The sequence below is a fragment of the Culicoidibacter larvae genome (assembly GCF_005771635.1).
Taxonomy (GTDB): Bacteria; Bacillota_I; Bacilli_A; order Culicoidibacterales; family Culicoidibacteraceae; genus Culicoidibacter; species Culicoidibacter larvae.
Window position 1 is genome coordinate 55257 of the sequence record NZ_VBWP01000005.1, and the last position, 13969, is coordinate 69225.

The following is a 13969-nucleotide window of genomic DNA, read 5'->3' on the forward strand; positions in this document are numbered from 1 at the left end:
TCCTCAGAATGTGGCTTTTTCTTTTTCTTCATAAGTCTATTTCAAAGCATTATTAACAAGTTCAACAACTTCTTCAGCTGTTCCCATTTGTAAAGCTTGCTCAGCAACTTTTTCCATTTCAGCTTTTGACAAACGTGACATTAATTCACGTGCCGGTAAAATTGATGATGCACTCATTGAGAACTCATCCAAACCTAATCCAACTAAAAGTGGAATTGCGGTTAAGTCACCAGCCATCTCGCCACACATTCCAGTCCATTTACCTTCTGCATGACTAGCGTCAATAATACCTTTTACAACTCGCAAGATTGATGGGTTATATGGTTGATATAAATATGAAACCTTTTGATTCATACGGTCTGCAGCCATTGTATAACCAATCAAGTCATTGGTTCCGATTGAGAAGAAGTCAGCTTCTTTCGCAAACTGATCAGCAAGAATTGCTGATGCAGGTACTTCCATCATCATCCCAACTTCGATATCCTCACTTACTGCAATACCCTCAGCGAGCAACGCCGCCTTTTGTTCAAGCAACATTTCTTTTGCTGCACGAAACTCTGGTAAAATAGTAACCATTGGGAACATAATTTTGAGATTTCCGTGTACAGAAGCACGCAATAACGCACGTAATTGTGTATTAAAAATATCTTTGAAATCACCGATACACATACGTAACGCACGGTATCCTAAAAATGGATTTTCTTCATGTGGCAATGGTAAGTATGGCAATTTTTTGTCGCCGCCGATATCTAATGTACGAACAACAACTGGTTTTCCGGCCATTCCTTCCAATACCGCTTTGTAAGCTTGATATTGTTCTTCTTCACTTGGCGCTACACTCGCATCCATGTATAAGAATTCAGTACGGTATAATCCTACACCTTCACCACCGTTATTGATAATACCTTCAATATCATTTGGTGTACCAATATTTGCTACCAATTCTAAATGATGACCATCAGCCGTAACCGTTGGTTGATCTTTAAATTTCGCTAACATTGCTTTTAATTCATTGAAAGCAATTGCCGCTTTTTGATATTCTTTTACTTCATCATCGCTAGGTTCAACGATAACCTCACCGGTTTCACCGTTCATAACCACAACTTGACCGGCTTCAACTGATTCAAGAATATTTTTTAGTCCTACTGTTGCCGGAATCTCCAATGAACGCGCCATAATAGCTGAATGCGATGTACGCCCGCCAATATTAGTAGCGAATCCTTTTACAAATTTTTTATTCAATTGCGCAGTATCAGATGGCGTTAAATCATCTGCAACAATTACAACTTCCTGATCAATTAAAGTTAAATCAGGAATTGTTTTTCCTAATAAATGCGCTAATACACGACTAGATACATCTTTAATATCTGCCGCACGCTCACGCATATACTCATTATCCATACCCTCAAACATAGTGATAAACATAGTCGCAACTTCTTTAAGTGCAAAATCCGAATTTACTTTTTCGTTTCGCACTTTAGCGCGAACCGCATCCATAAACTCAGGGTCAGCAAGCATCAACAAATGCGCATTGAACACATCTGCTTTTTCCTTACCCATTTTTGCCATCGCATTATCGCGAATTCGTTCCAATTCACCTTGTGATTTGTCAATCGCTGAATCAAAGCGGGCAATCTCTGCATCTACATCTGTAATATCTTTTTTGACTGGTGCTAATACCGGATGTTCCAATTTATAAATATGGGCAATCGCAATCCCGTTAGAAGCGCCTATTCCGTTGAATTTCATCTAAATAACCTCCTGTAATTATAATATTGATGAAAGCTAGTTTAAGACTGATTGAAAACGCTTGAAATTATAGGAAATCGGAAAAATTGGGAGGGCGCGTATCTTGATATACGCACCCCAAGAGTACTTGCCCACAACAGGTTATAAAGCCTGTTGTCGCAGCGTAACCGAGCATTTTTTTCGATTTTCATAGAATTGCGGGCGTTTCTCATCGGTCTTTATTCTGATAATAAAAAGAGCCTGAACAATGCTTCAAGCTCTAAGTTTCAATTACTCAGCTACGCCTTCTTTTTTCATAACTGCAACAATTTCATCAAGAGCAGTTGCTGCATCATCACCTTCAGCAATGATTTTCACTTCAGCTCCACTTGGAACCGCAAGTGACATAACACCCATGATTGATTTTAAATTTACTTGGTTTCCGTTATATTCTAACTTCAAATCTGAAGTAAATCCTCCTGCTGCATTTACAAGAACTGTTGCCGGACGTGCATGAATACCACTTGGGTCCACAACTTTAACTACTAAGTCTGCCATGTTTATCTCTCCTTATATTTGTGTTTATATACAATCTATATTGTAACTGATTATCGCTTTCAAATCAATGATTTTTATCAGAAATCCACAACTTTGTAAACCCATTCATGCTAATAGTATTTTAAGGGTGAAAAACCCGTGCCGCAAGGGCACGGGTTTTTCTATTTTTCCTCATAAGGATTATAAAACAAACAGTAATATCGTTTGGAAAGAATTTCAACAATCTGCACCATGATAAAGCGCCCTACATCATATCCTTTTGCTTCGCCAACGGTAATAATGTGGTCAGCCTTCAATGACAACTTCGTATCCGGGTTTTGGGTAATAACAACCAGTGTCGCCCCGCTTTTATAAATTGCCCGGGTCATTGCCGGAGAAATCAGACTGATATTTCCTTCATTGGTAAAAACGACAGCAACGCTATCTTCATCAAGATTTTCAGCACACTTCAATTGTTCCTGAGTATCATTATATGCCATCGTAATTTTATTCAGATACATCAAGTTCATTTGCATTAACGAGGCTGCATATTGAGGAAACATGATACCAAAGAAAGCAACTTTTTGGGCATCGTGAATTTTTTTCAAAATAATATCAATTTCATCGAAGTCTAAATTATCAACTGTGTGCTGCATAATTTTAGCAACCCGCAGATTATATTCGGTTAAATCTTTTTTAGGATCATCCATCATTTGCATAATCTCTTTCGGTGAAATATCAAAAATAACCTGTTCAACATTTAATGAAGCTTCAAAATTTTTCTTAAACTGGTGAAAATTATCATAACCAAACATCCGGCAGAAGCGACTAATCGTTGAAGGAGAAACATGACATCTCTCAGCTAAATCATTAATACTGATTTTTCCGATTGCCAATTGATTTTCCAGAATCGTGTACGCAACCGTATAATAAATATCTTGCTCCTTAGCATTATTGATAAAAGAAGTTAATCGACTAATTGCGTTCATGGCTTTCCTCCTACCCTAGTATTGTTGATATTCAGCTAATTTTGCCTCAAAACGTTGTAAGTACTCGCGCGTTAAAGCACCAAAGATAATTTGAATTTGTCCTTGTACTTCAAATACACCGGCTGCGCCTTGCTTTTTAATTAACTGTTGATCAACAAGATCAATATTGTGCACATCAACATGCAAACGATATACTGATGCGGCAACTTTTTTAATATTTTCATATCCGCCTAAAGCACGAATAATAACATCAATCCGCTCCTCTTGTGAAGCCATTGAATGTTGATGTATTGAGTTACTTTCAGACAACAAGATTAATTCTTCTTTCTCGCGACCAAATGATTTCAACTTGAACACATTGATAAGCGCTGTGAAAGAGAAGTAATAAACCCCAAAGTAAATGAAACCAATGATGATTAATAACCAAGCACCGGTTTTTCCGGCTCCGGGAATAATCCCATACATAATGAACTCAATAATACCGCCACCATATGTTGCTCCGATAAAAATATTGCTCATCTGCAAAATGACGTAAAGCACACCTGATAAAAGTGCATGCAACACATACAAAATCGGCGAAGTAAACAGGATAATAATCTCCAAAGGCAGCGTAAATCCGGTAACAATCGAAATCAATGAGAACGACAATACAATTGCGGCAACCGTCTTACGGTGCTCAATCATCGATGTTCGCACCAACGCCAGTGCCATACCCGGTATCGCAAAAATAGCCAGCACGTAGCTACCGGTAGAAATCGTCCCGGCAGTAAATGGCATTCCCGTAGAAAGCTGTGCCATCCAAATCTGTAAATCACCGGCAACCTGCTGCCCGGTCGGCGAATTCCAAACCCCACCAATCTGCGTATACTCCATCAACGAAGTGAGGGTTGTAGAAAGTCCGAGCGGCTCCAAAATAATACGTGCAAATCCATAGAAGAAATAAGTTACTAACTGGCCCACTAGAGTAGGCAGCAATTGTAAAAACTTAGAAATTGCTACAAAAGCAAACGGCCAAATAATACTCAAAATAACCGCAACCACAATATCAATAAACAAACTGTAAATTAAAATCTTGCCCTCAGTCCCAAACAAGGTTGCATTATTAACATTCTGCTTATTCTCAACATTATTAGCAATCAGCGCGCTAATAAACCCTAATGCTGCTCCGGCAAATAAATCAAACGGTACTAATGTCATCGGAATCTGCTGCGTCAAAATATTATAGGCGTCACCACCAATAAGCGGTGCTAATGTCGGCGTAATTGCACTCAACATCAAATAACCCATAACCGCACTAATCGCTGCCACTGAACGCTTAGATAAACCAATGGCAATCGCAATCGCAAAGAAAAGCCCGATATTAGCAATAATCGCATTCCCTGAGTTAATCAATAAGTTCGCCAACCACGGTACCTGCTGCACAAAAAAATCAGTGCCAATCAGTGCCGGCTGCTTCAAAAAGTTCCCAATTACTGTCAATAAAATCGCCACTGGAAATATCGCCAGCGGAATTAATAATGACGTTTTAACTAAGCGAAATATTTTCATAGATTTAGAATCTCCTTACATATGTTTCACCAAAAATATACTCCCTTATTGTATCGTATTTAGGGAAAAAATACAAATAAACATCTGACCTGCAACATCAGAAAAAGCGAAGGCTGCTCAGCCTTCGCTTTTCTTAATTTTTATCCTATAAATCAGGGTGCTCATGTTTCGCTTGCAGTTTCCGGAAACGACGATCTACCTCGCTTCGTAAACTTTCAAGTAACTCATGATTTTCCGGTTTCAATAAATGTTTGGTTTTGCCCATATAGCCTAACCACTCTTCGATTGGAATACGTTTTTCACCTTTTGGATCATAAGTAATAGTTGTTACGCCATTCTCTACCTCATATAATGGGAAGAACCCTGAATCAACTGCTGCTTTGATAACATTAGTACCATCATGGTCAGCTGATTTCCAGTTCAATGGACAAGCGATTAAAATCTTACCGTAAACCGGTCCGACATGTTTAGCATACCAGTGTGCTTTCGCACCCTTTTTCACTAAGTCTTGCGGTGATGATTCTGCACCAGTAAATACATATGGCATATTACATGCAGCCATAATTTGGGCAGTATCTTTATGGTGATATTGTTTCCCTACACGCACACTACCAATATTGGTTGTACTAGTTCGGTTTCCAAGTGGTGTTGAATAAGACATTTGCGCTCCGGTATTCATATACCCTTGGTTATCATACTCAACCATAATTAACTTATGACCACGTAATGCTGCCCCAATTGCAGAACCCATACCAATATCCATACCGCCATCGCCGGTAACCATAACAAATGTTGCATCATCATCAAATTCAACTTCGCCGCGATCTTTCAATTGGAAGATTGCCTCAGCTACACCCGATAATGTTGCAGCTCCTGATTGGAACAAGTTGTGAATATAATGTTGTTGATGCGCACTATAAGGATATCCAGCTGTAATTACATAAGCACAACCAGTTTGGTTTACCATGATAATATCGCCTTCGATACCTTTAAAGAACAACTCAAGTCCCGGGAAAATCCCGCAACCAGGACATGCACCATGTCCGCTTGCCAAACGCTTAGGTTTAGCAGTCAGGTTACGCAATGGCGGAACCTTCACTTTTACCTTTTGCGTTTCTTCATCCCATTCGGCTGAGATTTTTCCGGTCTTGTAGCGATCCGGATCCATTGGCTCCAACTGACGATGAATCATCGCCCGTGTTTGCTCTTCGTTCCCTTTGTTCACGCCATAGTAATCAAACAACGCAGTTGAACTTCCGGCAATCGTGTCAAAGCCAAGTTCAAATAACGCTTTAGCATCTTCGATAAAGAATTCTTTACCACCAAGACCATAAATGCGATTAATTACAGTTAAATCACTGCGACCGTAGTCGTGCAATACTGCTTTTAAGTCATGTGATATATTACCGCCTTTAGCACCAGCACTATCGGCACGGTCCATAGCAACAACAACTTTTACACCTTCAAGGGCATCTAAGATTGCTTCTGCCGGGAATGGCCGAACAATATTTGGACGAATAACTTTTACTTTTTTGCCCTCAGCTTTCAATTCATCAACAGCATCTTTAGCAATATCTCCTGATGAGTTTAAAATGAATAATGCCACATCAGCATCTTCATCGCCATATACTTCAACTAATGGATATGAACGTCCAGAAAGTTTTTCATATTCTTTAGCAACTTCTTCAAAAACTTCCAAAGCACGGTCGTTAGCAAGTGACATTTGGTAATGATTATTAATAAAGTCATCACCTTTCATATGTGCGCCAACAGTAACCGGACCTTTTTTCATTTGACCAATATATGCGTAAGCATCATAGTCAACATCACCTACAAAATCACGAACATCTTGCTCATCAGCAAATGTTTTAATGTTATGTTTTTGATGTGATGTAATATAGCCATCATAAGAAACGATTGCAGGCAGGCGAACATCACGGTGCTCAGCAATTTTAAGCGCCATAATATTCAAATCATAAACCGCTTGCGGATTAGCAGCAGTCACAATAATCCAACCGCTATTCAATGCAAAGTATAAATCTGAGTGATCACAGTGAATATTAAGCGGGCCGCTTACGGCACGGTTAATCAAGTTTAACACCATCGGATAACGCGTTCCTGATTGTACCGGCAACTGTTCTAACATATACATCAATCCGTTTGCACTCGTAGCATTAAATACACGGGCACCGGTTGTTGCTGCTCCATAACAAATTCCTGCAGCACCATGTTCACCATCAGCAGCAATCAATTTTACATTATGTTTTCCGTTTGCGCCCATCATATCTAAGTATTGCGCAACTTCAGTTGATGGACTAATTGGATAATATCCCATCACATGATAATTAATATCGGCAGCAGCAATTGCTGCCATCTCATTTCCGGACTTAAATCCGTCTACTTGTTTCTTTGCCATTATTTTTTACCTCCTAAATAAGGAAAGCTCTTTTCAAAACGATGCGCCTCAGCATATCCTTGCGTTTCAACCATATCAACAAGTGCACTGGTAGGACATACCTGAACACATTTCAAGCAACCTTTGCAGTAATTATAATCAATACCTTTAAGGAACATTGCTTCACGTCCGCGCGCATCCGTTCCTTCTTCCCAGACAAAACAATAATCAGGACAAACATTATCACAGTTTGAACAATGAATACATTTTGATTCAATCCACTCAGGTAAATATCCTTCACGAGAAGCACTTAAATTCTTTTTAAAACTATTAGCACCTTCAATAACACCACCAAGCAACTGAGTCTCGTAACCAAATGGTGTCTCAATTGTTTGACGTGATTGTGTCGTTGAAACTTCAAACTCAGCAATTTGAGCTTGGCTCATACCATCTTTGAAAGTATCAATATTCGGTCCAACTAAATGTGGATACTTATAGCCAAACATCTTCTCAATTGATTTTTCAATATACTCAGGATTTAAAAACTCAAGCACTTTAAAAATCGCACCTAAAACCGCAGTATTAGACTTAGTTTTATATCCCATCGCAATACTAATTCCGTCAACAGTAACAATTGTTTTCACATCAGGATTAAACTCATCTTTAATCTGTTGCGGTGTTTTTGGCGTATTAACAATTAAAATCCCTTCCGGATCTAAACCGTTCGTTACTGGTTGGGTCATGAATAACTGCTCATGAAAAACCACAACAACTTGCGGAAACTCAACTGGTGAGTAATTTCTGATTGTCATTGTGTTACTAGCAAAACGAATAAATGTTTTAACCGGCGCTCCTTTTTTCTCAGAACCATAATCAGCAAAACAAATCGCATGCAATGCTGAGCCGCTTACTCCGACTTCAGCAAGCATTTGTCCGGCAGAGTATGCTCCTTGACCACCAATAGACTCTAAACGAATCTCAAAGAACCCTTGTTCATTTGGTATAAACTGCATATATTTTCACCTCAAAATTTCTATAAAAGCTTTTTAAACAAAGCATTACCCCACCATTATACACCACTTTTTTGGGAATAACTACCAAAAAGATAATTAATGTGAATTAGTTAAAAAAAGTACTATTTATCCTTTGTTTTATTTGGTTTTTCACATATAAAACTGTGTGAGAAAAGCGAAAAAAACCGGTAATATCGCACCAGTTTTTTAATCATTATTATAGAGTTTTGCACGCAAAACATCAGCAAACTTTTGTGGATATTTTGCAGTAATGATAATCTCCTCATGACTATAAGGATGAACAAACCGCAGCTCACCAGCGTGCAGCATTTGGGCGTCATCATCAAATATTGATTCACCGCCATACAAAGTATCTCCAAGCAATGGGCAATCAATACTTGCCATATGAACCCGAATCTGATGCGTTCTGCCAGTATCCAAGTCCAACTTAACCAAACTATACTGCCCATTGGTCTTGACCACTTCCACATGAGTTCTGGCAAACTTTCCATCCTCATGAACTTCCCGCTTAATAATACTATCAGTACACTTGCGAATCGGCTGTTCAATACTAAAAACATCTTCGGCTGGTCTTCCGGACACAATCGCGTAATACATGCGAACATGGGATGCTTTTCCCAACAAATATTGTGTATGCCGCTCTTTAGCAATTAAAACCAAGCCACTTGTATCCTTATCTAATCTAGTCAATACATGAATGGTAGATTTGAGTTCTATTTGTTGATAGTAAGCTAAAACCCGTTGTGCCAGAGAGTCATCGTTCTCTACCCTTGAAGGTATCGTCAACAAACCAGCAGGTTTATTGACCACAAGCAAATAGTCATCTTCGTAACAGATTTCTATTTTACCAGCATTCGGTTTCATTGATTGGGAGATTACCTCTGGAAGGGCAATGACTAGACGGTCTCCCGCTTCCAGCCAATAGCTCAACTCGACTTGTTGTTCATTAACTAAAACTAACCCGCTTGAACGCAAGTTAGCTAAACTACGTCGTGAAAACTGTTTATCCTGCAAAAAACTTTTTATTGAATTTGGAACATCATTGCCTTCAATGGTCCAGTAAAATCTGCGGCCATCAAATGAATGCATCGCGCACTCTTCCCCAGAAGCTTTTTGGTCGATACCGAACGAAGCGTGCATGCGAATCACTCAATCCGGTTCGAATACGTTTTACCTCACTGCATATATTATTTAAATGATCATAGGTTAACGTCACATTACTATGATCAACAAAATGAAACTCAATAATATGTTTTTTTCCTAAAACCATTGGTGAACCAATAGTTCGGTAAACATTATTATTAATTGAAGCTATCTCAGTTAATTGATACCCTAATAAATCCGGGTGAAGCAACGCTCCTCCCAAAGACTTATTGTATCCAGTGCTGCCTGATGGTGTGGATACACATAAACCAGTTCCCCTGAAAGTTTCAAATTCAAGTCCATTAATGGTCACATCAATACGTAAAGTTCGCAATGAATTTAAAACTGTTATCTCATTCAACGCTCGGTATTTCAAAATTCCGCAGGTTCCATCAATCTCTACATCCAAAACCGGAAACTCAGCGATTGTATAATTATCACGTAAAATATGTTCAATAACCTCATCAACTTCTGAAATATGCCAGTCTGTATAGAAGCCCAAACTTCCGGAATGTATCCCTAAGAACATGCATGAATCTAACTTCTCCGAATAGCGCTGAAAAGCCTCTAATAAAGTGCCATCTCCACCTATAGATATAACTAATTCAGGGTTCTTCAAATCAAGCTTAAATCCTCCCTGTTGCAAACGCTCAATTATATATGATTTCTTTTCTTTTGACTGCTCATCATTCCGAGCAATTGCGCAGAATCGCATGAAATCACCTCTTCTTTTCTCCCCACTATTGTACCATATTTCTTAAGTACATTTTGTTTATTTTACCATATAGTAAAAAAATATTGTGAATATATGCGAAAAGGTTGACTTTTGTTCTAATTCCCTATTTAATATAGGGTGAGGATTTGAAATTATATGAGGAGTGAAATAGATGCCTACATCACAATTAGAGATTGAATTTAAAAATTTGCTCACAAAGAAGGAATTTCATGATTTATGCCATCAATTACATGTAAGTGAGAACTTATTCGAATTGCAGCGTAACTACTATCTTGATACCGACAATCAAACATTAAAAACAATGAATACGGCATTGCGATTACGCATTCGTAAAAACATAGCCCAAATCATGTTAAAAATTGCAACTGAAGATATCCATGAACATATTGAAATTAATGAGGTTCTTGACTTTCCTATTGAAACACCAGAAAATATTACTTCATGGATTGATCAAATTCCTGACGCTTTCAAAGATATACTAATGACCAATGATATTCCACTAAGCGAGCTTCGCTTAATTGCCAAAATTGCAACTTTCCGGGCTGAGATCCCATATGATAAGGGACGTCTTTTCCTAGATTTTAATCGTTACGGAAAAGAGGATTACGAATTAGAATTAGAATACCCTGATCTTGACGAAGGGGCAGTTGTTTTCAATGACTTCCTCATCCAACATAATATTGATCGGCGGATTGCTAAACCAAAAATAGCACGAGCTGCTGAGTTCAGTGTTGCTCAAGCTCGCGGAGATGTTTCATAAACATTGTTATCCCTAAAACTATAGCTTCAGTTCTTGAAGCTATAGTTTTTTCTTTTTCCATCGCAAGTATGCAGTCCTCGACATCAGTAATACCACAACAAAAGTAATAAAAGATAATCTGTAACTGCCAATTAAATATCCCCACATGTATCTGAGGAAGTCTATACTTAATGGAAAAGAATTTTTCATATTGAATTTTCATATGCACAAGTTGATAATTCATTATTGCATACTTACGTTTATAGCGGATCCTTTTCTGCCAAAATAATAAATATTTATCAAGCAAATAGTTTGGTCTACCTGATTTTAGTTTCCTAGTAAACAAAAAGAATGGGTTATTCTCCTTACCGGCAACGAACTTTTCAGCCAAAATAGTTGTCATTGATATACGAATAATATTAGTAAGAACAATGAGCTTCTTTTTTCGCACATCAAAAAAATACAAATTATCTTGCACATATAATTTTTGTAAAATAAATGCAGGCAGCTGAAACTTATCACTTTTTATTTGTTTTAGAATACTTGCTGAAGATAACCAACACATGTTTTCATATAAATTATGATAATCATTTGTCCGCTCAGCAATCTCTGTCACTGTAATTGGACTGCACTGTACTTCAATACAAAGCTGACTCTCATTTATGGCAATATCTGCGCGTCTTCTGGCCTCTCTGTGGCGTTGTTCATTCACTACCGAGTAGCCATACTCTTGAAACCATTGGCTAATCTCGTCTTGAATAGCCAAATGTTCTTTATTATTGTATTGCTGCGGATTATGATTCGAGCAAACATGAGCAAAATGTTTTCTTCGATACCTCCCGCCTTTCAACTGAACCGTCTCTTTACACGACGGACAAGAATATTTATTTGTGCATACCGCCTGGCTAGCATCAATAAGCTGATTAGCATCGTCTCTTGCAAAGCGCATTTCATCACCCCAAATAAAAAAATCTGATTGTTACTTATTATTTCGTAACAATCAGATTTTTTTCTCACTAAAACACTGGTGAAAATACCCGCATCAAAAGCTCAATAATTTTTTGCCAAAATGGTCGTTGCCGCCATTTCTGTAAATCAATCTCACTTGATGCCTTAATATCAGCTTCAATAAAGCGTTCAATACTATGAATTGCCTGATGTTCATAGAAAAAGCCATGCAATTCAAAATTTATCATTAAAGAACGCACATCAAGATTCACAGTTCCCAGAGCAGCAATATCATTATCAACTAACAATAACTTACTATGTTGAAATTTACCATCCAATGTATAAATTTTAACTCCAGCCTCAAGTAAATCACGAATATAACTCCGCGAACAATAATACACTGTTTTCTTATCAGGACGATCCGGAAATATTATCCGAACATCAATTCCTACCATGGCTGCTGCCTTTAAGGCCTGTAAAATATCATCTGTCGGAATTAGGTATGGTGTTGTCAGCCAAATCCGCTCCTGCGCACCATTAATAAGCCGGTAATAAGCATTCTTAATTGGAAAATCTTCAACATCAGGTCCATCAGAAATTAGTTGGATAACACCTTCTTGTTCTGAAGTATCTTTACTCCAATTCCGAAAAAAGAGATGCTCCTCACCATCGTCAACAAAACTCTCCTGAGTAGCAAAAAACCAATCAGCTAAAAATTGTGTTTGCATATATCTTAGTGACGAACCCTCAATTTGCATCATAACATCCCGCCATAAAAGCTTCTTCTTGGGATAGCCTGCAACATACTCGCGCCCCATATTATAACCGCCGGTGAATCCGATTTTACCGTCTACAACAATTAATTTACGATGATTAGCATGCATGTGATCCATATAAAATGCTTTTGGCTCGGCAAATAAACGAAATTCAATACCGCTATCAATAAGCTCCTCAATAAATTTATTTTCCAAGAATACTGTCCCAACAACATCTGCCAAAATGCGCACTTGGAGACCGGCGCGCGCCTTTTCCATCATAGCATTGAAGATTGGCCGTGTGAAACTATCATCGCGAATAATATACATCTCCATATGAATATGATGTTCAGCACGGATAACCGCCTCAAACATCGCATCATAAACCATCTGATATTCCAAAATGCGCACCTGATTATGCTCATATAACGGCGATTTCGACATCTGACTAATAATACTCATTTCCTTCGTCAACTCGTCATTATAAACGAAATCCAGCTGCTTATCCAAATCCTTCAATATATATTTTCGATAGAAATATATATCAGCTTCCTTTTTCTTTTGATAATTCTTCTTAGTAAGCAATGAGTAACCTATAAAGAAAAAAGTAAATAATCCCAATACCGGCACAAAGGCAACAACAATAAACCACGCCCACTTAGAAGAAAGTTCATGGTTAGTAATTAATATATAAGCTAATGTGACAATCGTAATAGCAAGAATAATTAGATATGGAGTCAGGCCAAAATTACTGAAAATAAGAACTGGAAAAATTAGCAGACCTGCAAAAATGAGCAGCCAATATACAATGACTGCTCTTAAAAAATCTTTATATCTCGTCATACGACGTTTTAGTTTTTGTTTGTTAAAAGATTTCTTCATGCCCTCTAAACCTTTAGTAATATTTATGACTATTTATTTATGTTTTAATGCTGGCGAAATATCTATACCTGCGCTTGTAGCTGCAGCTAAAATATTATGCACAGAAGTACAGTCTTTGAAATTCATACATGATTCACACGCAATTGAAAGTTCTCTCAACTCACGTGGAATAAAAGCTCTAATCTCCTCATCATTATAACCAACTTGAAGTCGTTTATCATCAATGATGATTGGACGGCGTAATATGCTTGGATTTTTTTGAATAAATTCAATCAGTTCTGACATAGACATAGAATCTACATCAATACCATCTTCAACAATTATTTTGGAACGCTTTGAAATAATATCTTCTGTACCATTCTCAGTACGTTCAAGAATATACTTGATTTCTGAGCCAGATAAAGGAGTAACAAAGAGATTTTTTTCGCGATATTTCAATCCAAAATCATCAAGCCATTTTTTTGCCTTACGACAAGATGAACAACTAGGGGTTGTATAGATTGTAATCATTCTATCCACCATCCTTTTTCGTATA

Annotated in this window: 12 protein-coding genes; 1 reads left to right on the forward strand and 11 read right to left on the reverse strand. The window is 37.8% G+C overall.

Annotated features, from left to right (window positions below):
- Positions 1–36 precede the first annotated feature (36 nt).
- The 8 genes from ptsP to FEZ08_RS06735 all read right to left on the reverse strand — a co-directional run bounded on the left by ptsP (position 37) and on the right by FEZ08_RS06735 (position 10089).
- Positions 37–1749 carry a phosphoenolpyruvate--protein phosphotransferase gene (gene ptsP / locus FEZ08_RS06700; protein WP_138190952.1) on the reverse strand — a complete coding sequence of 571 codons (1713 nt, stop codon included), beginning with the start codon at positions 1747–1749 and terminating at the stop codon, positions 37–39.
- A 270-nt stretch (positions 1750–2019) separates the two neighbouring features.
- Positions 2020–2286 carry a phosphocarrier protein HPr gene (locus FEZ08_RS06705; protein ID WP_138190953.1) on the reverse strand — a complete coding sequence of 89 codons (267 nt, stop codon included), beginning with the start codon at positions 2284–2286 and terminating at the stop codon, positions 2020–2022.
- A 161-nt stretch (positions 2287–2447) separates the two neighbouring features.
- Positions 2448–3254, reverse strand: a complete 807-nt coding sequence (locus FEZ08_RS06710; RefSeq protein WP_138190954.1) for a MurR/RpiR family transcriptional regulator — start codon at positions 3252–3254, stop codon at positions 2448–2450.
- Positions 3255–3269: 15 nt separating this feature from the next.
- Positions 3270–4802 carry a PTS transporter subunit EIIC gene (locus FEZ08_RS06715; protein ID WP_138190955.1) on the reverse strand — a complete coding sequence of 511 codons (1533 nt, stop codon included), beginning with the start codon at positions 4800–4802 and terminating at the stop codon, positions 3270–3272.
- Between the two features lie 145 nt (positions 4803–4947).
- The gene (locus FEZ08_RS06720) at positions 4948–7218 is read right to left on the reverse strand and encodes a thiamine pyrophosphate-dependent enzyme (protein ID WP_138190956.1); all 2271 of its coding nucleotides are present in this window, start codon (positions 7216–7218) and stop codon (positions 4948–4950) included.
- Positions 7218–8210 (reverse strand): 2-oxoacid:acceptor oxidoreductase family protein, encoded by a 993-nt coding sequence (locus FEZ08_RS06725; protein ID WP_138190957.1) that lies wholly within the window; start codon positions 8208–8210, stop codon positions 7218–7220. The genes FEZ08_RS06720 and FEZ08_RS06725 overlap by 1 nt, the downstream gene beginning before the upstream one ends.
- A 207-nt stretch (positions 8211–8417) precedes the next feature.
- On the reverse strand, positions 8418–9371 hold the full coding sequence (locus FEZ08_RS06730) for an RluA family pseudouridine synthase (RefSeq protein WP_138190958.1): 954 nt from the start codon (positions 9369–9371) through the stop codon (positions 8418–8420).
- Complete coding sequence (locus tag FEZ08_RS06735; protein WP_138190959.1) at positions 9307–10089, reverse strand: NAD kinase; 783 nt, start codon at positions 10087–10089, stop codon at positions 9307–9309. Before FEZ08_RS06735 ends, FEZ08_RS06730 begins: the two co-directional genes overlap by 65 nt.
- Positions 10090–10261: 172 nt before the next feature.
- Here FEZ08_RS06735 and FEZ08_RS06740 point away from each other — a divergent pair, with 172 nt between their 5' ends.
- Positions 10262–10870, forward strand: a complete 609-nt coding sequence (locus FEZ08_RS06740) for a CYTH domain-containing protein (protein ID WP_138190960.1) — start codon at positions 10262–10264, stop codon at positions 10868–10870.
- Here FEZ08_RS06740 and FEZ08_RS06745 read toward each other — a convergent pair.
- The 3 genes from FEZ08_RS06745 to spx all read right to left on the reverse strand — a co-directional run bounded on the left by FEZ08_RS06745 (position 10836) and on the right by spx (position 13944).
- Positions 10836–11798 (reverse strand): competence protein CoiA, encoded by a 963-nt coding sequence (locus tag FEZ08_RS06745; protein WP_138190961.1) that lies wholly within the window; start codon positions 11796–11798, stop codon positions 10836–10838. The two genes, FEZ08_RS06740 and FEZ08_RS06745, sit on opposite strands and share 35 nt — an antisense overlap.
- Positions 11799–11865: 67 nt before the next feature.
- A complete protein-coding gene (gene cls / locus FEZ08_RS06750; RefSeq protein WP_138190962.1) occupies positions 11866–13434 on the reverse strand; it encodes a cardiolipin synthase in 1569 nt (522 codons plus the stop codon).
- Positions 13435–13467: 33 nt separating this feature from the next.
- Positions 13468–13944 carry a transcriptional regulator Spx gene (spx, locus tag FEZ08_RS06755; protein WP_138190963.1) on the reverse strand — a complete coding sequence of 159 codons (477 nt, stop codon included), beginning with the start codon at positions 13942–13944 and terminating at the stop codon, positions 13468–13470.
- Positions 13945–13969 lie beyond the last annotated feature (25 nt).